The 22,834-nt window shown below is 34.5% G+C and carries 22 protein-coding genes; 15 read left to right on the top strand and 7 right to left on the bottom strand.

Annotated features, from left to right (window positions below; translation table 11 throughout):
- Positions 1-16 precede the first annotated feature (16 nt).
- Together luxS and H3T54_RS07720 are read left to right on the top strand one after the other, a co-directional pair.
- A complete protein-coding gene (gene luxS / locus H3T54_RS07715) occupies positions 17-532 on the top strand; it encodes an S-ribosylhomocysteine lyase (protein ID WP_198221855.1) in 516 nt (171 codons plus the stop codon).
- A gap of 9 nt (positions 533-541) precedes the next feature.
- Positions 542-730, top strand: coding sequence for a 2-hydroxymuconate tautomerase (locus H3T54_RS07720; RefSeq protein WP_034901609.1), 189 nt, complete (start codon positions 542-544; stop codon positions 728-730).
- A gap of 126 nt (positions 731-856) precedes the next feature.
- Here H3T54_RS07720 and ribA read toward each other — a convergent pair whose 3' ends face one another.
- Entirely contained in the window at positions 857-1,462 is a 606-nt protein-coding gene (gene ribA, locus H3T54_RS07725; protein WP_110448293.1) for a GTP cyclohydrolase II, read from the bottom strand.
- A 101-nt stretch (positions 1,463-1,563) separates the two neighbouring features.
- Here ribA and H3T54_RS07730 point away from each other — a divergent pair, with 101 nt between their 5' ends.
- From H3T54_RS07730 to H3T54_RS07755, 6 genes are all read left to right on the top strand, one after another.
- Positions 1,564-2,283, top strand: a complete 720-nt coding sequence (locus tag H3T54_RS07730; protein WP_110448294.1) for a phosphatase PAP2 family protein — start codon at positions 1,564-1,566, stop codon at positions 2,281-2,283.
- A gap of 77 nt (positions 2,284-2,360) precedes the next feature.
- A complete protein-coding gene (locus tag H3T54_RS07735; RefSeq protein WP_198199171.1) occupies positions 2,361-2,666 on the top strand; it encodes a LapA family protein in 306 nt (101 codons plus the stop codon).
- Positions 2,667-2,677: 11 nt separating this feature from the next.
- Positions 2,678-3,856 carry a lipopolysaccharide assembly protein LapB gene (lapB, locus tag H3T54_RS07740; RefSeq protein ID WP_198221857.1) on the top strand — a complete coding sequence of 393 codons (1,179 nt, stop codon included), beginning with the start codon at positions 2,678-2,680 and terminating at the stop codon, positions 3,854-3,856.
- Positions 3,857-3,867: 11 nt separating this feature from the next.
- A complete protein-coding gene (locus tag H3T54_RS07745) occupies positions 3,868-4,650 on the top strand; it encodes a YchF/TatD family DNA exonuclease (protein WP_198221859.1) in 783 nt (260 codons plus the stop codon).
- Positions 4,643-5,755 carry a cupin domain-containing protein gene (locus H3T54_RS07750; protein WP_198221861.1) on the top strand — a complete coding sequence of 371 codons (1,113 nt, stop codon included), beginning with the start codon at positions 4,643-4,645 and terminating at the stop codon, positions 5,753-5,755. The genes H3T54_RS07745 and H3T54_RS07750 overlap by 8 nt, the downstream gene beginning before the upstream one ends.
- Before the next feature lie 289 nt (positions 5,756-6,044).
- Positions 6,045-7,286 carry an MFS transporter gene (locus H3T54_RS07755; RefSeq protein WP_110448299.1) on the top strand — a complete coding sequence of 414 codons (1,242 nt, stop codon included), beginning with the start codon at positions 6,045-6,047 and terminating at the stop codon, positions 7,284-7,286.
- A gap of 62 nt (positions 7,287-7,348) precedes the next feature.
- On the opposite strand, the gene H3T54_RS07760 is transcribed toward H3T54_RS07755, so the two are convergent.
- The 4 genes from H3T54_RS07760 to H3T54_RS07775 all read right to left on the bottom strand — a co-directional run bounded on the left by H3T54_RS07760 (position 7,349) and on the right by H3T54_RS07775 (position 10,254).
- Entirely contained in the window at positions 7,349-7,828 is a 480-nt protein-coding gene (locus tag H3T54_RS07760) for a hypothetical protein (RefSeq protein WP_110448300.1), read from the bottom strand.
- 181 nt (positions 7,829-8,009) lie between these two features.
- Entirely contained in the window at positions 8,010-8,897 is an 888-nt protein-coding gene (locus H3T54_RS07765) for an SDR family oxidoreductase (RefSeq protein ID WP_198199166.1), read from the bottom strand.
- A 412-nt stretch (positions 8,898-9,309) separates the two neighbouring features.
- On the bottom strand, positions 9,310-9,510 hold the full coding sequence (locus H3T54_RS07770) for a hypothetical protein (protein WP_198199165.1): 201 nt from the start codon (positions 9,508-9,510) through the stop codon (positions 9,310-9,312).
- A 306-nt stretch (positions 9,511-9,816) separates the two neighbouring features.
- Positions 9,817-10,254: a hypothetical protein gene (locus tag H3T54_RS07775; protein ID WP_110448302.1), complete on the bottom strand. Its 438-nt coding sequence runs from the start codon at positions 10,252-10,254 to the stop codon at positions 9,817-9,819.
- Between the two features lie 492 nt (positions 10,255-10,746).
- On the opposite strand from H3T54_RS07775, the gene ilvG reads away from it, so the two are divergent.
- The 6 genes from ilvG (at position 10,747) to H3T54_RS07805 (ending at position 17,950) form a co-directional block, all read left to right on the top strand.
- Positions 10,747-12,423, top strand: coding sequence for an acetolactate synthase 2 catalytic subunit (ilvG, locus tag H3T54_RS07780; protein ID WP_110448303.1), 1,677 nt, complete (start codon positions 10,747-10,749; stop codon positions 12,421-12,423).
- 3 nt (positions 12,424-12,426) lie between these two features.
- Positions 12,427-12,657 (top strand): acetolactate synthase 2 small subunit, encoded by a 231-nt coding sequence (ilvM, locus tag H3T54_RS07785; protein ID WP_198221863.1) that lies wholly within the window; start codon positions 12,427-12,429, stop codon positions 12,655-12,657.
- A gap of 155 nt (positions 12,658-12,812) precedes the next feature.
- Positions 12,813-13,742, top strand: coding sequence for a branched-chain amino acid transaminase (locus tag H3T54_RS07790; RefSeq protein ID WP_110448305.1), 930 nt, complete (start codon positions 12,813-12,815; stop codon positions 13,740-13,742).
- Positions 13,743-13,865: 123 nt separating this feature from the next.
- Positions 13,866-15,716 (top strand): dihydroxy-acid dehydratase, encoded by a 1,851-nt coding sequence (gene ilvD / locus H3T54_RS07795; RefSeq protein ID WP_065614101.1) that lies wholly within the window; start codon positions 13,866-13,868, stop codon positions 15,714-15,716.
- A gap of 1 nt (position 15,717) precedes the next feature.
- Entirely contained in the window at positions 15,718-17,256 is a 1,539-nt protein-coding gene (gene ilvA, locus H3T54_RS07800; protein WP_370527355.1) for a threonine ammonia-lyase, biosynthetic, read from the top strand.
- Positions 17,257-17,440: 184 nt separating this feature from the next.
- Positions 17,441-17,950 carry a CbrC family protein gene (locus tag H3T54_RS07805; RefSeq protein WP_110448308.1) on the top strand — a complete coding sequence of 170 codons (510 nt, stop codon included), beginning with the start codon at positions 17,441-17,443 and terminating at the stop codon, positions 17,948-17,950.
- A 95-nt stretch (positions 17,951-18,045) separates the two neighbouring features.
- Here H3T54_RS07805 and H3T54_RS07810 read toward each other — a convergent pair whose 3' ends face one another.
- Positions 18,046-18,696 carry a hypothetical protein gene (locus H3T54_RS07810; RefSeq protein ID WP_198221867.1) on the bottom strand — a complete coding sequence of 217 codons (651 nt, stop codon included), beginning with the start codon at positions 18,694-18,696 and terminating at the stop codon, positions 18,046-18,048.
- 506 nt (positions 18,697-19,202) lie between these two features.
- Positions 19,203-20,126: an L-lactate dehydrogenase gene (locus H3T54_RS07815; RefSeq protein ID WP_198221869.1), complete on the bottom strand. Its 924-nt coding sequence runs from the start codon at positions 20,124-20,126 to the stop codon at positions 19,203-19,205.
- A 222-nt stretch (positions 20,127-20,348) separates the two neighbouring features.
- Here H3T54_RS07815 and H3T54_RS07820 point away from each other — a divergent pair, with 222 nt between their 5' ends.
- Positions 20,349-22,481 (top strand): autotransporter outer membrane beta-barrel domain-containing protein, encoded by a 2,133-nt coding sequence (locus tag H3T54_RS07820; RefSeq protein WP_198221871.1) that lies wholly within the window; start codon positions 20,349-20,351, stop codon positions 22,479-22,481.
- The last annotated feature ends 353 nt before the right edge of the window (positions 22,482-22,834 follow it).

Here is a 22,834-nt window from a genome sequence, read left to right on the forward strand (position 1 = left end):
ATTCAAGGAGAAAATTATGCCTTTATTAGACAGTTTTAAAGTTGACCATACCAAAATGAAAGCGCCTTTTGTACGAATAGCCAAAACCATGGCAACCCCAAAAGGCGATGATATTACGGTATTTGATCTTCGCTTTACCATTCCTAATAAAGCACTATTACCTGAAAAAGGTATTCATACCTTAGAGCATTTATTTGCAGGCTTTATGCGTGACCATTTAAACAGTGATAAAGTTGAAATCATTGATATCTCACCAATGGGTTGCCGAACTGGTTTTTATATGAGTTTAATTGGCAAACCAGAAGAGTCTTCAGTTGTTAATGCTTGGTTGCAAGCTATGCATGATGTTATGAATGTAAAATCTCAATCAGAAATTCCTGAATTGAATGAATATCAATGCGGAACCTATACCATGCATTCTTTAGATGAAGCCAAAGCGATTGCTGAAAAAATTATCCAAACTGGAATTGGAATATGCCATAATCAAGACATCGCATTAACCGATGAACAACTAGCCTCCATTAATAATTAGGAAATATTTATGCCAAATGTAGTGATTGATTTTTTAGAAGGTCGTACCATTGAACAAAAACGTGAAATGGCAAAACGGGTAACTGATGCCATTGTTGAAACGCTTAACTGTAAACCTGAAGCGGTACAAATTATTATGCATGAAGTCTCAAAAGATCAAATTGCTAATGGTGGCGTACTAAGATGTGACAAAGATTAATAAATTTTTTATTAGCAGATAAAAATTAACCTCAAAACCGCTGATAGATTTTGAGGTTAACGATTAAATAATTATAACAACTAAATTAACAATACGGCAACTTCGTAAAACTCACCTTTTAAAGTGTTAGTGATTACAGTGGTGTAAATGTAATAAATGCCCCAATTTATTAGCTTTAGTCGCTAAATAATGCTCGTTGCTCGGGTTTTCGCCTACTTCCAAAGGTACTCTTTCAGTAACATTAATACCTGCTTGCTCAAGAACTTTTATCTTTTCTGGATTATTCGTTAATAATCTAACTTGAGAAACATTTAATAACCTTAGCATATCAGCACACAAAGTAAAATCACGCTCATCAGCAGCGAAACCTAATTGCTCATTTGCTTCAACCGTATCTAACCCCTGATCTTGAAGCGCATAAGCCCTAATTTTATTTAGCAAACCGATATTACGCCCTTCTTGACGATGATAAATCAAGACACCTTTACCCTCTTTAGCTATCTGCTTCAATGCAGCTTCTAATTGAAAACCACAATCACAACGTAAACTAAATAATGCATCGCCCGTCAAACATTCTGAATGAACGCGTGTTAATATGGATGAATGATCATTAATGTCACCAAACACTAATGCGACATGATCCTTACCTGTTGCAATTTCTTCAAAACCAACAATAGTAAAACATCCCCAAGGGGTTGGTAGTTTAGCTTGTGCAACATGTTTTAATTGCATTATTATCTCCAAGTTTCGTCACAACATGATTAAGATTTTTTAAAAATAAATCGTATTTCCATGTTAAAATAAATAAATTTTTATGCTTAATTGAGTTTTAAATGGGGTTAGTAATAAAAAAAACAATAGTGCCATTGATCTTATTTCTGATTATACCTTTATCTGTTATAACCGTAAATTGGCAGTGGCAACCAACGTCAATAAATAATACATCTAAATATTTATTTTGGGTAACTGAAACTGCTAGTTTTCCGTGGGCAATAATAACATCTGGACTGTTTTTTTTACTCTTTTACCTAAAACTAGTTAATAAAAATAAAAAAACATTATTACTATTATGGCTAGTTTTAGTCAGTGCTATGTTAGGTGGTCAAATTATTAAAAGCATAATCAAACAACAAACTGCTGAAGCCAGACCTTATGTGATATGGTTAGATAAAGAGTTTAATCTTAATCAACAGCAATTTTATTCACAAGCAAGAGCAGAACGTAAAGCTAATATTGAAAAATTGTTAGCCAATTCAACCATTATTCCTAGATGGCTATCTAATCATTGGCAGAATGAAACAGGTTATGCTTTTCCTTCTGGGCACACCTTATTTGCAGTAACTTGGGCTTTATTAGCCATAATACTACTAAGTTTTAAACGACATTTTTTTATTGTATCAATCATTACTATTTGGTCATTGCTCATTGAAACGAGTCGGCTATTACTAGGCATGCATTCTGCTTATGATTTAATATTAGGGATATTGCTTGCTTGGTTAATTTCACTTATCTGCTGTTTTTATGTTAAAAAATGGCATATAGTAATGGAATAACACTAGGAAAAAGAATAGTTTTAAAGAAAAGAATTAGATTAAATCAATATTTTTAATAAAATAATAAGGTTAGCATTATGAAATTAGTAATATCAATTTTATTGATAATTCTTATTTTCGCCATTTCGATAACAATAGGTTCGGCTAATAATCAAATAGTGACTTTTAACTATTTAATTGCTAAAACTGAAGTCAGATTATCAGTATTATTGGCAATATTATTTGGCTCAGGTTTTTTAGTTGGTTGGATATTAACTGGAATATATTTCTTAAAATCTAAATTCCAACATTCATCGACTAAACGTAAATTAAATAAATTGCAAAAAAAATATGATGAAGACATATCAAATCATCAAAAAATGAATTTAACCAATACCAATTAAAATAGGTAATTATGTTTGAATTGTTATTTCTGTTACTGCCAATAGCCGCTGCCTATGGCTGGTATATGGGTGACAGGAATGCCAAACAAAAATATTTAAATCAATCGAATCGATTATCTCGAGAATACGTAGATGGTCTAAATTTTCTTTTGTCTAATCAAAAAGATAAAGCGGTTGACATCTTCCTTGATCTACTTAAAGAGGATGAAGGTACTCTCGAAGCGCATCTAACATTAGGAAACTTGTTCCGTTCGAGAGGCGAAGTTGATCGAGCAATACGTATTCATCAAGCATTAATGGAAAGTTCATCATTATCATTCGATCAACGATTATTGGCAATTCAGCAACTCGGCCGAGACTACATGGTTGCAGGCCTTTATGATCGTGCTGAAGAGATGTTTTTACAATTAGTTGATGAAGAAGACTTCCAGCAACATGCTCTACAACAATTACTTATTATTTATCAATCTACAAGTGAGTGGATAAATGCAATAAATACCGCATCTAGACTAGTGAAACTTGGCAATGAAAAATATAAAATCGAAATCGCCCAATTTTATTGTGAACTAGCCGCACTCGCTATAACTAATGATGATTTAGATCAAGCATACAACCTATTAAAGAAATCTGCTACAGCCGATGCTAACTGTGCTCGCACGTCATTAATGCTTGGACGAGTATTCATGGTCCAAGACAAAACCGAACAAGCAATTGAATCTTTTCAACAAATAATAAACCAAGACAAGGCTTTTATTGGCGAAGCATTGCCACTATTAAAAGCATGTTATGAAAAAATAAATCAGCCACAACTATTAAAACAGTTTTTAGAAATTTGTGTCAAACAGGACACTGGTAATGTAGCCGAACTAATGCTTGCCGATATTGTTGAAAAGAACAACGGATTAGATGCCGCCCAATATTACCTTTATCGTGAACTATTAAAACACCCAAATCTTAAAGGATTCTACCGTTTAATGGATTACCATGTGGCAGATGCTGAACAAGGAAAGGCTAAAGAAAGTCTACTACTACTTCGAAATATGGTAGGCGAACAAATAAAATCAGTTCCTAATTACCGGTGTCAAAAATGTGGATTTACCGTTAATACTCTCTATTGGTTGTGCCCAAGTTGTCGCTCATGGTCAACCATAAAACCTGTTCGTGATTTCGAACATCATTCAAATAATTAAAAGAGTTTAATATGTTTCTAATTGATTCGCACTGTCATTTAGACAGTTTGGACTATACTAATAAAACGCTTGATAGCGTTTTGCAAGAAGCACTACACAATGATGTGAAACATTGTCTAAGTGTTGCAACAACGTTGTCGGGTTATGAATCGATGAAAGCAATGCTAATGCCCTATAAAAAACAGTGCTCGTTTTCATGCGGTATTCACCCTCTCAATTTAGATGATGAACCTTACGATGCCGAGCGTTTTGCCCGCCTCGCTCAAGAAGACAATGTTATCGCTCTTGGCGAAACAGGTCTTGATTATTACTATCAACAAGATAATCTTGAACTACAGCAATACAATTTTATACAACACATTCATTTAGGTAAGCAATTAAAAAAACCAATAATTGTCCACACCCGTAACGCTAAACAAGATACCCTAAAAATATTAAAAGAAGAGCAAGTTTACTCGGGGGTTTTACATTGTTTTACTGAAGATATTGATACAGCTAAAGCTTTATTAGATATTGGTTTTTATATTTCATTTTCAGGAATTATCACCTTTAAAAATGCCGAATCTCTTCGAGAAGTAGCAAGATTTGTGCCATTAGATCGTATGTTGATTGAAACTGATTCCCCTTATTTAGCACCTGTTCCCTATCGGGGAAAAGAAAATCAGCCCGCTTATGTTAGAGAGGTAGCTAACTATTTAGCCGCACTAAAAGGCGTAACTCTTGACACTATTGCACAACAAACTACAACAAACTTTTGTCAATTATTCAATTTACAAGGAGTAATTAATGAGTAATAAATTAACAATCAATTGGGATGACTTTTTAACTAATTATTGGCAAAAAAAACCAGTTATTTTACGTAATGCTTTTAGTAATTTTATCGACCCAATTTCTCCTGAAGAACTAGCTGGTCTTGCCATGGAAGAAGAAATCGAAAGTCGAATTGTTACCAACAAAAATGGGGAATGGGACGCAAAATATGGGCCATTTATCGATTATAGTGACTTAGGTGAAGATCATTGGAGCCTGCTTGTCCAAGCTGTCGATCATTGGCATGAGCAAGCAGCCAGTTTAGTCGAACCATTTAAATGCATTCCACAATGGCAATTTGAAGACCTAATGATATCTTATGCAACCCAAGGTGCTGGTGTTGGCCCTCATATTGATAATTATGATGTCTTTATCATTCAAGGTAAAGGCCGCCGCCGTTGGCAAGTCGGTGATCGCAATCCTAACTATAAACAGTTTAGTGCTCATAAAGCTTTATTACATGTTGAAGATTATCAACCTATTATTGATGAAGAAATCACTGCTGGAGATATTTTATATATACCAATTGGTTTTCCACACAATGGAGTATCGATTGGCAAATCACTTAGTTACTCAGTAGGATTTAGAACCCAAACATCACAAGACTTACTCAGTGGATTTGCCGATTATATTATCGATAATTTGCCTAATGGTATTTTTTATCAAGATCCAGAGTTAAAATTACCAAAAGATCCTTATTTAATTCAACCATATGAAATTGAAAAGCTTCAAAGTCAAATGATTGATTTAATAAAAAATCCTGCTTTGTTTAATGATTGGTTTGGTAAACATATCACAATGCCTATGCATGAACTAAACATCATTCCTATTGAACCAGCTTATGATTTAGATGAATTCGAAGCAATTCTCAAAGCTGGAGCTGAACTCTACCGAGTTCCTAGTATTCGTATCTTAAAAATCGATGATACCGCCTATATCAACGGCAAAAAAATACCTTTACCAATGACAACAATCAATCTGTTATGTGAAACTGAAGTACTTTACTACGAGCAAATACAAGACCAAACAACCTTAGATGTCATGTTAAAATTTGTTAATCTCGGTTATTGGTATTTTGCTGAAGAGTAAAATTTCATCTCAATAATATCGGTTACTAAGCTATCAGCTAACATCCGTAAAATGGCAAAATTATCGGTTAATTTGTCTAAAAAATTAGATATTTTTCAATATTAAACAGATAATTTTGCCAAAACAACAATAAATAAAATAAAAGTTGATATTTTTGGATTTTCATTTAGCTTTTTGCCATTTTTAAGTATATACTTGCCCCCGCTTTTTGAGCCCCTTCGTTTAATGATGAGTTAAACAAAATAACGCTTATATTGAACCACTATCTTTTTATTGACTTGAGGTAAACATGAATATTAACGCAAACATGACCAACCAAGCTGAGAGTGAAAGCGCACAAACAACTCCTTATCAAAAACGTACTTTATTTGCATCAACGGTAGGATATGCATTAGATGGTTTAGATATGATGATTTTAGGTGTTTGTTTTAGTCTAATTGCAACCACTTTTAACCTAACTAAACCCGATCTAGGTACATTAACTTCAGTAACATTATTAGGAGCTGTATTAGGTGGAATTCTTTTCGGCGTGCTTGCTGATAAATTTGGCCGTGTTAGAGTATTTTCATGGACAATCTTAATCTTTTCATTATTTACAGGCCTTTGTGCTATTTCACCAAATTACGAAAGCTTTTTAATTTTTCGCTTTGTTAGTGGCCTTGGTCTAGGTGGTGAATTTGGTATCGGCATGACATTGGTATCAGAAAGCTGGCCTAAACACAAACGTTCCAGAGCAACATCGATTGTGGCATTAGGCTTTCAAGTGGGTATAATTCTTGCCGCTTTAACAGTTAATTTTATTGGTGAAGTGCATGGCTGGCGTTGGGCATTTGCTATGGGTGTATTACCAGCACTATTTGTTGCATGGACACGTAAAGGATTAAAAGAGCCTGAAATTTGGCAAAACTTAAAAGACCAAAACAAAAATAAAATTGCTATCGGTAAACTATTTAAATCCCCTAGAATCACAGCTACTACTATTGGCTTAACTATTGCTTGTGCAGTACAAAACTTTGGTTTTTATGGGCTTATGGTTTGGATGCCAAACATGATTGCGACTGAATTAAAATTACCGTTCAAAAACACGATGTTTTGGACCATATCAACCACGATTGGTATGTCATTAGGGATCTTAATTTTCGGCTGGTTGTGTGATAAATTTGGTCGTCGCCCATCTTATATAATATTCTTACTTATATCAGCTATTTCAATATGGTTTTATTTTCACCAAACTGATATGTTAGTTTTAATTCTATTTGGTTCAGTAATTGGCTTTTTTGTTAATGGTATGATGGGTGGATATGGGGCTTTACTGGCTGAACATTACACTACTGATGCCCGTTCTAGTGCTGAAAATATTATCTTTAACGTGGGTCGTGGTATTGCGGGTGTCTCGCAAGTACTCATTGCCTATTTAGCAACTGTTTACTCTATCAGTTATGCATTAGCATTACTTTCTGGAGCTTACTTATTATCAGCAATAGCCTTTATCTTCTTGATCCCTGAAACCAAAGGCAAAGCATTAGAATAATTACATAAAAAAACAGGGCTAAATAGCCCTATTTTACTAATAAAAGTAATAGTTATTTTTAACTATTTTGCATCACAATCAGAAGGTTTTAAGTGAATACTAAATACCACTTCATCTTTAATATAATAATTATGAATCGCACCATCAGGGAAAGCATTTTTAAAAGCTTTCATTTCACTATTATCTGAACAATAGAGAGTTTTTAATGCATCAGCAGTAATTTTTTTACTTTGGTCAATATCTAACTCATCTTTAGATATATCCATTACATATTTATAGTTAATTGAATTATTTTCTTTATAAAGATCAACTAGGCTTGAATTTGAATTCACTTTTGTTGGTAAGAAACCTTTAGCTTCACTTATATAATTGTCTTGAGCTTTACTTAGATCTGTCTTGGCTGCCTCCGCATCATTAGAAGCTGGTGCAGTTTTGGCTGGCTCACTATTGGCACTGTTATCTGCTGGTTTAGATTTTGAATCATCACAACCGAATAGAGCGGCAGCCATTAGGACAAATGCCGAATATTTTAAACCTTTCATATAAATTCCTTATTATAAAATTAATTAATGATTTAATCAGATTAAAAAGACTATTAAATTGTAAATTATAACTATAAAAAAATATACAACTTTTCATATTGAAAAAGAAAGAAAAAATCGTTCATATACAATATAAAAAAAGGGCTAATACAGCCCTTTAACATATTATAATTATTGAAAATTAATTAATATGCATACCGCCAGTTACACCATATACTTCCGCGGTGGTATAGCTTGATTCTTCTGATGCAAGATGAACATAAACGCCAGCAAGTTCAACAGGCTGACCAGCACGTTTTAATGGCGTCTGTTTACCAAATTCCGGTATTACTTCGCTTGGTTGACCTCCACAGATTTGTAATGGCGTCCAAACTGGACCAGGAGCTACACAGTTGACACGGATACCTTTACCACCTAATTGTGCAGCTAAACCTCGAGTAAAAGCTATAATTGCAGTTTTAGTTGCAGCATAGTCCAATAAATTAGCACTTGGTTGATAAGCCTGAACTGAAGAAGTGGTAATAATCGTTGCCCCTGGTTTTAAATACTCCAATGCAGCTTTAGTTAGCCAAAAGAGTGAAAAAACATTAATTTCAAAGGTTTTTTTAATCTGTTCAGTAGAGAGATGCATAATATCTTCAACGGCTGTTTGTTTACCAGCAACTAAGGTTAGATTATCAAGCCCACCTAATTTTTTATGCGCTTCATCAACTAATTTTTTACAAAATCCCTCATCACTTAAATCCCCAGGAATCAACACTACTTTACGCCCTACAGATTCGATAACTTTAGCAACATCTTCAGCATCTTTTTGTTCAGCTGGCAAATAGTTGATTGCCACATCAGCACCTTCTTTTGCATAAGCAATAGCTGCTGCACGACCAATCCCTGAATCCCCACCAGTAACCAACATTTTTCGACCTTCTAACCGTTGATGACCTTGATAACTTTTTTCACCACAATCAGGCACTGGATTCATTTCATATTGTAAGCCGGGAGGAGTTTGCTTTTGTTTAGGAAACTTGTCATGATGATATTTAGTTATCGGATTATAGGTTTGCTTGCTCATAATTTTCTCCTAAGTTAGACATGTATTTGTAGACAAATTCAATATAACTTAAATGAAATCAATTAATAATCACAAATTCCTATTGCTAGATTTATTTTATATCTTTAAAATATTTAATTAATTCAATTAATTATATTAACCGATAAAACACTGTAAAAATATTAATCATTAATAACCAAAATTTGAGAATAAAGTAACAGTGACTTCCTTGAATGGCCTAGCGAGGACAGAATAGACTTATGCTAAAACCATGACTGATTATAAATTGAACAGCAAAAATAGTGTAACAAATAAATAAACATTAAGCTAGCAACGCCTGCTTAATAATCGCTATTTATTAGTTGAGCAAGCAATCACGACTATAGTTAACACACTTTTCCCTTCAATATAATAGATAAATTTCGCACCTTGATTAAAATATTTTTTTCACCCTTTTCATTTGGGGAATCTCTTTGCAATAACTTTCAACCATTCCCTGACGAATTTGCTGTTTATTTTTTGGCGACATTAAAAACTTTCTAGCTATCCCTTTAATTTTATAATGATAAACAATAATATTATTTTCAGCTGTAACATCAAATAAGATCGTATGAACATCAATAGTAATAGACAATATTTCCTTAATTATACTGATGGCAGCAGCTTTATCATCATCTAAACCATAAGGTTTATTATTTTTTAACGCATTGTATTTTGCATAATTAGCTTGATCGATCAGTTATAATCGCTTCTCGGTCTTTTCAGCTCCAACATTTTACACAAGTCTATCAATTTTCTTATTACCTATCGATGAATTATCACAACCAAATTGGAGCATGACCAACACAATAAAATAAATAATTGTCTTCATCCATAATCCTTAGCTAGCCTATTTCTTATACCTTCTTTGAAGAATGATCATTTTATCAATTACAGATAATTATTTAACATGACAATCTACCGGGGTTAATTCAACCACGACAATCTCTTTATTATCAATAAAATAATGATAGTTTGCGCCATCAGGAAATGCTGTTTTTAACTGTTGCATTTCTTCATTATTTTCACAATAAGCCTTAAACAAAGTTTGACGGATAGTATCAAGTGTACTTGGCAATAATAACGTATGTTCAGAGGTATTTTTAACCTCATATTGGTAATTAATGATGTTATGATCTTTATCTTTATCGATACCGATCAAAGTCGTTAACTCATCAATCACAATGGGTAAAGCTTTCTTGATGGGTTCAATCATTGCATTTTGTACCGCAACAAGTGATTCATCATTAACGTTATCCACGGTATTGTCTTTTGCTTTTTTACAACCAAACACTAAAAAACTCACTAGCAAAAATGCAACCAATCTAAGTATTTTCATATAAACATCTCTTAATGAGTAATAAATAATAATTAACAATACTAGGTTAAAACAGCTAGCTTACTTTTAAGATCAATGATTAATATTTATACACTAACCAGCCATAAAAAGCCAAATTAAAACCGAAAATAATCTTTTTTTTAAGTCTAAAAAACCCCTTTCCTCAAACTTTTTTCAAACAATAAACAAATTAATTAAAGCTGCTTTTGAAAAAAGCATAAAAAATTGTTGCACTTTTTTTTAAAACGAGTATTTTGATTAAACATCTTTCGAAAATGACAAAATAATTACAAAAGCATTATGATTTTTTCACTCATCGTCGTCCTCATTAACATTATTGTCAGCGTGGTCATTATTCCAACGCGGGGGCGTCTTTTGAGTTAAATATATGGTTACCATATTTCAAAAACCCCCGCCCCAAAAAGCGGGGTTTTTTTTATGAAAAATTTTGACATTAACAATAAATGAGCAAAAGTAACAAGTGAGGAATAAATGTTAGGAACACAGTGGATAGTAAGAACCTTAAAAGAAAAAGGCATTACCACCGTTTTTGGATATCCTGGTGGTCAAATTATGCCTCTATACGATGCACTTTATGATGGTGGAATTGAACACGTATTATGTCGTCATGAACAAGGTGCCGCAATGGCAGCCATTGGTTATGCTCGCGCCACCGGAAAAATTGGAGTTTGTATTGCAACATCAGGCCCTGGCGCGACCAATATTATTACTGGCCTTGCTGATGCATTAATTGATTCAGTACCTGTTATAGCCATTACAGGACAAGTTCCAACCACATTAATTGGTACTGATGCCTTTCAAGAAGTTGATGTTTTAGGCTTATCCTTAGCTTGCACCAAACATAGCTATTTAATTAATGATGCCACCCAGTTGCCAAATACCTTACAAGAGGCCTTCAATTTAGCCAATTCGGGTAGGCCGGGACCAATATTAATTGACATCCCAAAAGATATCCAGCTTGCCGAACATGATTACCAAACCTATTTAACACCGACAACCATAAAAACTCCTTCTGATAATGCTCAATTATATCCAATCTCATCTGACGAGATAGCACTTGCTAAACAAATGATTGGCCAAGCCGAAAAACCCATGCTTTATATTGGTGGTGGCGTTGGACTATCAAATGCAATTGCTGAAATGCGTGAATTTATGAACTTAACGCAAATACCTAGTGTATCGACATTAAAAGGACTCGGTGTTGCTGATCTTAACAATCCTTATTACTTAGGATTAATTGGTATGCATGGCGCCAAAGCAGCTAATTTAGCGGTACAAGAGTGTGATTTACTGATTGCTTTAGGAGTTAGGTTTGACGATCGAGTAACTGGCAAACTCAATGAATTTGCTAAACATGCTAAAGTCATTCATATTGATATTGATCAGTCTGAAATAAATAAATTACGCCAAAGCCATCTAGGATTGCAAGGCGATATTAAACATGTTTTGCCAATGCTTCATCAAACTGTCTCTATTAAAGATTGGCACGAGAAAATTAAACAATTGAAGGCGCAGCACCCTACTCGCTATGATCATCCAGGTGAAGCAATTTATGCGCCAGCATTATTAAAACGTATTTCGGAAAGAAGGCCAGTCAACAGCGTAATTACCACTGATGTTGGTCAACACCAAATGTGGACAGCGCAACATATGAGTTTTAATCATCCACAAAACTTTATTACTTCTAGTGGATTAGGAACAATGGGCTTTGGTCTACCCGCAGCTATAGGTGCACAACTGTCCAGACCTGAAGATATGGTGATTTGTGTATCTGGTGATGGTTCTTTTATGATGAACGTACAAGAATTAACCACAATAAAACGTAAAAAATTGCCAGTAAAAATTGTACTAATTGATAATCAACGTTTAGGTATGGTGAGACAATGGCAAGAGCTGTTTTTTAATGAAAGATATAGCGAAACCAATTTATCGGACAACCCTAATTTTCTAATGTTAGCTAAAGCATTTGATATTCCGGGACAAATGATCAGTAAAAAGTCGGAAATCGAATCAGCGCTTGACAATCTATTTAATTCATCTGGAGCTTACTTACTGCATGTATGTATTGATGAACTAGAAAATGTATGGCCACTAGTACCACCAGGGGCAGCAAATGAAAATATGTTAGATAAAAGTAATAAGGAGTAAGTGATGAATCAAATAGCAACACATCAATTTACTATAAAAGCCAATGATAAATTGGGTTCTCTTGAACGCATTTTACGCGTTGTTCGCCACCGTGGCGGACATATACAACAGATGCAAATGCAATCAATTGATAATCATTTATTTATCTTAAATCTAACATTAACCACGGAACGATCACTATCTTCATTACAAAGCCAAATTAGCAAATTGGAAGATGTTATAGCGATAGAATAAAGCATAAAATAAACCTTAGTGAAACAATAAGTTAAATAAAAAAAGTAATTTTTTTAGCAGTTAAACAAACAAAAAAGTGATGTATAATACTTACCATTAAATGAATAAAAGCAGTATACATGCTTAATAAAAGTAAATTTAAGAGGAAAACAAAAATGGGTACTACAGCAAAATCTGATTATATTTGGTTCAATGGCGAAATGGTTCCATGGGCAGATGCGAAAATTCACGTAATGTCACATGCTCTGCATTATGGTACTTCAGTATTTGAAGGTGTCCGTTGTTATGAAACTAACAAGGGGCCAGCAATTTTTCGTCATAAAGAGCATGCGCAGCGCCTATTAAATTCAGCTAAAATTTATCGTTTTCCTGTTCCTTATTCACTTGAAGAGATCATGGAAGCAACACGTCAAGTAATTAAGAAAAACAACTTAAAAAGCGCATACATTCGTCCATTAGCATTTATTGGCGATGTTGGTATGGGTGTTATTCCACCAGCAGGTTATCAAACAGATGTTATGATTGCCGCTTTCCCATGGGGAGCCTACCTTGGTGAAGACGCCTTAGAACAAGGTATTGATGCAATGGTATCATCATGGAACCGTTTTGCTCCAAATACCATTCCAGCAGCAGCAAAAGCTGGTGGTAACTACTTATCTTCACTACTTATCGGATCTGAAGCTCGTGCTAATGGCTTCCAAGAAGGGATTGCATTAGACGTAAACGGTCAGCTTTCGGAAGGCTCAGGTGAAAACCTATTCATCGTTAAAGACGGTATATTATTTACTCCTTTACTATCATCATCTGCCCTTCCAGGGATCACTCGTGATGCGATCATTACTCTTGCTCGTGATTTAGGCATTGAAGTACGTGAACAGACTCTGTCTCGTGAATCACTATATCTTGCTGACGAAGTGTTTATGACCGGTACTGCTGCCGAAATCACACCTGTACGCAGTGTTGACCGTATTCAAGTTGGTATTGGTCGTTGTGGCCCAATCACTAAACAAATTCAACAGACATTCTTCGGATTATTCAATGGCAAGACTGAAGATAAATATGGTTGGTTAGATCTAATTAAATAAGCATTGATAAGAGCCGCCGATTAAGATTAATTCGGCGGTGTCATCATTTTACTATTTATTAAGAACTCAAAAATGTACCGATAGAAATCGGTCGCTTGCATTAGGAAAAATTGGGAGCAACAAATGCCTAAATATCGTTCAGCAACCTCAGTTGAAGGTCGCAACATGGCAGGCGCCCGCGCCTTATGGCGTGCAACAGGCGTAAAAAATGAAGACTTTGGTAAACCCATCATTGCAGTGGTTAATTCATTCACACAATTCGTACCTGGCCATGTCCACTTAAAAGATATTGGTCAACTAGTGGCAAAAGAAATTGAAGCTTGTGGTGGTATTGCCAAAGAGTTTAACACTATTGCTGTTGATGATGGTATCGCTATGGGCCATGGTGGTATGCTTTATTCCTTACCATCTCGAGAACTCATTGCCGATTCAGTTGAATATATGGTTAATGCACACTGTGCTGATGCTATGATCTGTATCTCAAACTGTGACAAAATTACCCCAGGGATGTTAATGGCGTCACTGCGTTTAAACATTCCAACTGTGTTCGTCTCTGGCGGTCCAATGGAAGCTGGTAAAACTAAACTGTCAGATCAAATCATCAAACTCGACTTAGTTGATGCTATGATCCAAAGTGCTAACCCCAATGTTAGCGATGCCGACAGCGAGGCTATTGAACAATCTGCCTGCCCGACTTGTGGATCATGCTCTGGGATGTTTACTGCTAACTCAATGAACTGTTTAACCGAAGCATTAGGTCTCTCTTTACCGGGTAATGGCTCACTGGTTGCCACCCACAAACAGCGTGAACAACTTTTCTTAAATGCGGCTAAGCGCATTGTTGAAATAACCAAACAGTATTACGAACATGATGATGTAGCTTATTTACCTCGATCAATTGCAACTAAAGCTGCTTATGAAAATGCTATGTCTCTTGATATCGCCATGGGTGGCTCAACAAATACCGTATTACATTTACTTGCCACAGCGCAAGAGGGTGAAATAGACTTTACAATGTCAGACATCGACAGATTATCACGCAAAGTTCCTCATTTATGTAAAGTGGCACCAAGTACCGCAATTTATCATATGGAAGATGTCCACCGTGCTGGTGGTGTGGTCTCCATCATGTCTGAATTGGACAAAGCAGGATTACTAAACCGTAACGTACATAACGTACTTGGTTTAAGTTTACAAGAAACCTTTGCCAAATATGATATTACACAAACAACTGACGAAGCCGTCAAAAAAATGTATCGCAGTGGTCCAGCAGGCATTCGCACCACCAAGGCCTTCTCTCAAGATTGTTATTGGGATAGCTTAGATGATGATCGTGAAAATGGCTGTATTCGTGATAAGGCACATGCTTATAGTCAAGATGGTGGATTAGCAACCCTTTATGGTAACGTTGCCCAAGATGGCGCTATTGTAAAAACCGCCAGTGTTGCTGCCGAAAACCTAGTTTTCCGTGGTCCGGCCAAAGTTTATGAAAGCCAAGAAGATGCCGTTGATGCAATTTTAGGTGGCAAAGTAGTGGCAGGTGATGTGGTAGTAATTGTCTACGAAGGACCAAAAGGTGGGCCGGGTATGCAAGAAATGCTTTATCCGACAAGTTACTTAAAATCAATGGGGCTTGGTAAAGCCTGTGCATTAATCACTGATGGCCGTTTTTCTGGTGGTTCTTCAGGATTATCTATTGGTCACATTTCACCAGAAGCCGCTAATGGTGGGGTGATTGGTCTTGTGCGTGACGGTGATATTATCGATATCGACATCCCAAATCGTAAATTAGAGCTCATCGTACCAGAAGATGAATTAGAACGTCGCCGTGTCGCAGAACTTGCTCGTGGTGATAAAGCCTTTACTCCTCATAATCGTGACCGTTATGTCTCATATGCACTAAAAGCTTATGCTAGCTTAGCAACTAGTGCAGACAAAGGTGCGGTACGTGATAAAAGCAAATTAGGTGGTTAATGTGAATCAACAAGCTAACAAACTAACCGGCGCTGATTATTTAAAAGCTACGCTATGCAGTGCCGTGTATGATGTCGCTCAAGTGACGCCACTGGAACATATGGAAAAAATATCCACTCGTTTAAAAAATCAAATTTTTGTTAAACGGGAAGATCGTCAATTAGTCCACAGTTTCAAAATTCGTGGCGCTCAAGCCATGATAGCCAGCTTAACCCCCGAAGAACGTGAATGCGGCGTAGTTGCCGCATCAGCCGGTAATCATGCTCAAGGCGTTGCATTTTCAGCAACTAAATTAGGGATTAAATCGCTAATTGTCATGCCATTAAATACAGCTGATATCAAAGTCGAAGCCGTAAAAGGCTTTGGTGGTGAAGTACTACTTTATGGAGCCAATTTTGATGAAGCTAAAGCCAAAGCAATGGAACTGGCTAAGCAACAAAACCGGATATTTATTCCACCTTTTGATCATCCACTAGTTATCGCAGGTCAAGGCAGTATAGCTATGGAACTGTTGCAACAAAATGCCAAGCTTGACCGTATTTTTGTGCCTGTCGGTGGTGGCGGACTCGCTGCCGGTATTGCCGTATTAATTAAGCAAATCATGCCATCAATCAAAGTGATTGCAGTTGAACCTGAAGATGCTGCCTGCTTGAAAGCGGCTTTAGTGGCAGGACATCCAGTCGATCTTGATCGCGTTGGTTTATTTGCTGAAGGTGTTGCAGTTAAACGAATTGGTGATGAAACATTTAGACTCTGTCAGCAATATATTGACGATATCATTACTGTTGATAGCGATGAAATCTGTGCGGCAGTTAAAGATCTATTTGATGATGTACGTGCCATTGCAGAACCATCGGGTGCAGTAGCATTAGCAGGCCTTAAAAAGTATGTCGAAAAGAATAATATCTGTGGTGAAAATTTAGCCCATATTTTATCTGGCGCTAACTTAAACTTCCATAATCTACGATATGTATCTGAACGTTGTGAATTAGGTGAAAAACGTGAAGTACTCTTAGCGGTAACTATACCTGAACAAAAGGGTAGCTTTTTAAAATTTTGCCAATTATTAGGTGGACGAGCAGTCACAGAATTCAACTACCGCTATCATGACGATAAATCGGCTTGCGTTTTTGTTGGCGTTAAAATTGCTAGAAGCAATGAAAAAGACGAAATCATGCAAGAACTCAGCACAGCTGGTTATCAAGTTGTCGATCTCACTGATGACGAAATGGCCAAACTACATGTTCGTTATATGATTGGTGGTAAACCATGCCAACCTCTTAACGAACAAGTTTACAGTTTTGAGTTTCCTGAATCACAAGGTGCATTGCTTAAGTTTTTACAAACGCTAGGTACTAATTGGAATATATCAATGTTCCATTATCGTAGTCACGGTACCGATTATGGCCGAGTACTAGCTGCTTTTGAAATTGATAAAGCCAGCCATACAACCTTTGCCAAACATTTAACCGAGTTGGATTATGGTTTTAATAATGAAACTGAAAATCCATCACTTAAATTATTCTTAACCAATGAATAATTCAACAGCCCCTAATAAATTAGGGGCTGTTTTGCCTAATAAATAACATAATTTATAAATTAATAATGATAATTTTTGGCAATTAAATAGACTAAAAAACGTCGTTCCTCACATTTTATTGCCAATAATTATCTTTCGATTATTATGAGATATGCACTAAGTCATTTAATATGGGAAATTAATTATGTGTCGCCCAACCTTTAAATATCATCCTAATGCCTACGAACTTGATATATTTATTCATGAAGAGGGGGAGTGTTCGGTCTGTAATCAATTACGCCATCTTAAATATTCAGCAGATTTTTATAGTGAAGAAGAACCAGAATATATTTGCCCATGGTGCATAGCTAATGGCCTAGCAGCGGAAAAATTTGCTGGTTCATTCAATGATTATATTGGCGTCGAAGTTATACCTAAGGATAAACTTGATGAAGTGTTATATAGAACACCAAGTTATATATCTTGGCAACAACAAGTATGGCTATCACATTGTAATGAACCATGTGCTTTTTTAGCTTATGTTGGTGCAAAAGAGATATTACCTTTTTGGGATGAGCTTATTGAAGATATAGAACAACAGGAACTTTCTGCAGATTTTGTTAAAGCCAATTTATCCAAAGATGGGGATATGATTGGATATTTATTTGAATGTCTTCATTGTTCAAAAAAGCGATTACATATTGATTTAAATTAATTTTATTTATTAATAGATGAATTTGGTAAACTAATTTAATTAGCATTTATAGAATAAAAAAACCTCATGCGAGGTTTTTTTATTTAGTTAGGTTCTTATTTTTCTAATTTCATTCTATTGCTTAAATCTTCATAAATAATTGATACACCATTATCAAATGCAGATGACACAGAAACATCAGATAATTTGAATGTGCTTTCTTTTCCAGATAACAGAGTGTAAGTCGATACAGTCATGGGCTTACCATTTATATATGATGCATGAGCAACAATATCGACATTTTCGCTAGTATCATTTTTAAGTTGTATTGTTACTGATGGCTGTATTTTAGACATTCCTGACTTACTGACTTTGTCAATTTTAGTTTTTAAGTTTGGTGACATTTTTACCACCAGACCTCCACCAAAATCGGCATTAGCTAATTGGATATCACCAGTTAACTCTTTACCACCAACAGTGGTAGGAATTTCAAATAACGCTTTGGAATCCATTTTTTCTCTATAACATTCAATATATTTGGCATCACCAAATACTTCTGTTATCCCCTTTTTAGCTTGGATTAAGCTAGATGATTCATTACGAGAATCTTTATAATCAGCACATGCTGTCACTTCTACAATTAATTTTGATGAAATAGTTTTCGCTGTATCGCTGTTTATATCACTTAAATTTACGGTTGGAGTTAATTCGACTTTACAGCCAGTTAATAACACCACTGACATTAAAGAGATAAGTACTTTTTTCATGTATTACTTCCTTTTATTAAAACAATCTCATTAAGGTTATTGAATTAAATTTAATTAGTAATAATTAAAGTTAAGATTATCACTAAGATATATTACATAATAATGATTCCAATCAAATAGGCAAATAACCACTTTGTATAGTAGCAATTGTGTAAATAGTATTTAATTGTATGATAGTTATAAAAATAATATTATTAACTGAAAAATATACCATTCAAAATTATCCACTAACTTCAGTTAATCTCATTAAAATAATAAATATTAGAATATAACAATAAAGATTATCTACTAAGGATCTAGCGAAGACGATTGATCAATCGAATCAAGTTTATGAAATTCTAAATGCTAAACAACAACTGAAGGTTTACCATGATAAAAAATCTAAATCATATATTGAATATTTCATTTGTGATCTTAATTAGATAATTTGTATTGAGATAACATTGGGCGTAATCAATAGCTGATAATAAGTCTGAAAACGCCCCTATAATCAAATTTTTTAACAATTAGAAACTAATATGATCAATATATCCTTTCACTATATTGACACTATTAGTGAATAATTTTTTTTCGTTGTCATTAAAATTAAGTTCAATAACTTTTTTAATACCATGTTGATCTAAAATTGCCGGTACGCCTATTGCCAAATCTTTATAACCATACTCACCATCTAATACACAACTAAGAGCTAATGCTCGGTGACTATTGGTAAAAATATGTTGGCAGATCTCTGCAATAGTACTAGCTATACCATATTCAGTACAATGCTTATATTTGGCTATTTCAAAGCCTTTGTTTTTTGCTTTTAGCCCAATATCATTAAAATCGATGTTTTTACTTTCTAAATCGTTGAGATTGATACCATAAACCGATGAGTGTGACCAAACTGGAAATTGGGAATCACCATGCTCGCCCACAATAAATGCATCAATACTTTGTGGTCCAATATCCATCTGTTCTCCTAATAGCCGTCGTAAACGCACGGTATCAAGCCAAACACCAGTACCAATAACTCTATGACGAGGTAAACCAGATAACTTCCACACTTGATAAGTAATCGCATCACACGGATTAGTAGCAATTAAAAATATCCCTTTAAAGCCACTTTTCATCATACTAGGAATAAGATTAGCCATAATTTTAGACGTACCTACAAGTTCTTCAGCCCTGCTTTTTTGCGCTAATCCGGAGGTAACAGTAATGACTGCAATATCAATATCCGCACAGTCCGTCGATTCACGCAAACTGACTTTAATCATATTTTGTCGATATGCTGCGGCGTCTAATAAATCTTGCCCATGCCCGTAAGCTAAATCCTTATTAAGATCAACCAGTGCAATTTCTTCACAAAAGCCACGATTGACCAATGTATAAGCGGTAGTTGAACCAACATTACCTACACCAATAACCATTACTTTACGTAGTTTCATATTTAAATCCACCTTTTTAAATTACTGATTTTTAAGTTGTATAAATATCGTTGATTACTTCTCCATCATATACCTTTACCATTAATAAGCAAAAATCGACTAATAGTTGATATAAATCGTTTTTAATAATAATTATTCGATAATAACAATTACTAATTTGAGTAACCTATTTCATTTTGTTAAGCTGTTTGGGAATATATAAGGAAAGAAAAGAGGAAAGAGATGAAAAAGAAGAAGCTAATTACACTATTATCCCTAGCTATGCCATTAACGGTTAACGCTTTGAATTTACAAGGTACACAAACTTTTACTGATGAAGTAAATATTCCAGTTACTCATGATTTTGAAACATTTGAGAATAAGATTACATCGGGCATAAATATAACTTCTGGAAGTGAAACTGTTTTTGAAAAAAACGTATCAATAAACATCTCAAGAGATAAATTATCGGATGATAATAATTTTCTTATTAGCGGCGTTCAAGGATTTATATTACCAACTATAACGGCACCTTCATCTACCATCTTCGAACAAGATCTAAACATCAAAATAAAAGGTGAAGATGTGTACGCAATAAATTTAGCTAATAAAAATAGTACCGTAATAATTAATGGGAAAGCAAACTTAAGCGTTGATAGCAAATATGATGATGATGATGAAACAATTTACATAACGGGTGGAAAACTTGTATTTAATGGTGAAACGCATATAGATAATAATTTTGATGCTATTTACTTAGCAGGAGAAGGAACAAATATAATATTTAATGGCGATTCTTACATAAATGGTAATATTGAATCTTATGGAGATGCATTATTAGAAATCAAAAATAAATCCATAATAAAAGGCGATATATGGGCTGATTATGGAGGTAAGGTAATTATGGATTTAGCCGCCGGCTCTAAAATTGTTGGCAATGCCATAGCATTTGATCCCTCTGATGATATTGACTATTCTAATCAAGATACCACAGGAATTATAAAAATAAATCTGGCCAAAGGCTCTTCTTGGGAAATTATAGGCGACTACTCTTATATTACTGAACTATCAGGACAAGGAAATATAACCTTCACTAATTTTGCAAAAAGTAATAACTACGGTGAACTCGTTATCGAAAATTTAAAAGGAGCTTCGACGTTTAATTTACGTACCGATATTGCCGCTCAACAAAGCGACAAAATTATTATCTCAAAATCATCTGATACCAACCGAACAGTTTCAGCAGAAGGAACCCATACGATTAACCTAATTAATAATGGTTCTGTACAAACTACTGGTAAAGAAAAATTAACATTGGTTGAAATCGATGACGATGCAATAAACACAGCGGAATTCAAAACAAATCACGATGTTGAACTTGGTGGTTACCAATATAGTTTGAATAAAGATGGTAATGATTATGTTTTAACAGGTCAACCTATTACGTCTTCAACACCTATTGAATCTTCCGCACCTATTACATCTTCTGCAATGGCAAGTGCTGGTTTTCTTAATGCCAATTATTTAATGAATTATGTTGAAACTCAAACCCTTTTAAAACGTTTAGGTGATATGCGAACTAGTGGCGAATTTGGTGATGTTTGGTTACGTGGTTTCACTGGTAAATTAGATTCATTTTCTAGTGGTAAATTAAGTCAATTCGATATGCGCTATCATGGTTTCCAATTTGGGGCTGACAAACAGTTATCTGAAAGTTCACCATTTGTCATTGGTAATTTTGTCGGACAGACTTATGGTGACCCAAACTATCGTAAAGGTGATGGTTCACTGCGTTCATTTAACACCGGTGTATATGCAACTTATTTAGATAATAGTGGCTTTTATATTGATGGTATTGCCAAATATGACCGTCTAAAAAATCAATTTAAAGTTAGAGATACAGCGAATAATCGTGTACAAGGTTCAGGACATTCCAATGGAATTGGTGTATCAATGGAATTAGGTCAGAAATTTAAAATTAATGATTTCTATATCGAACCACAAACACAGTTATCATATAGTCATCAAAATGGTACTACGATTAATGCTTCTAATGGCCTTAATGTTAAATTAGGCAACTATAATTCATTACTAGGCCGAGCATCAGCTCTATTTGGTTATGAATATAAATCAGATAAAAATAGCATCAATCTCTATGCTAAAACCGGTATTGTAAGAGAGTTTGATGGTGATACTTACTATAAACTAAATAACCATAAAGAAAGCCATTCATTTAAAGGCAATTGGTGGAATAATGGCGTTGGTATAAACGCTCAAATAAATCAAAATCATAATATTTATTTAGATTTAGAAAGCTCACCAGGGAATAAATTCGATTTATTACAAGTTAATGGTGGTTACCGCTATTCGTTCTAATGCATAACTTTATTTAAATCGATCATATCAATCACACGCTGATTAACTGAGCGTGTGATTTTTTCAATTATCATTAAGTTTAACACTACTTTAGCTATCAATCTAATAGATGTATCTATCTACGCTTTTTTTGTATCTTTATTTAACATTAATAGAATTAGTTATAAAAAATAATTTGACTTTCACTAATTAAATGATAATAATTCTCATTAACATTTAAATGTTACGGTTTTGTTATTAATAATTTATTTAGAAAAGGATTTCATTCATTTCTGACTAATTTTATCTATAACTTATTTTTGTATTTCGATCTAGCTTGAGCAAGTAGTATTAATAAGGATTCGCTAATGAAA

The organism is Gilliamella sp. B14384G10 (assembly GCF_016101685.1).
GTDB classification, from domain to species: Bacteria; Pseudomonadota; Gammaproteobacteria; order Enterobacterales; family Orbaceae; genus Gilliamella; species Gilliamella apis_A.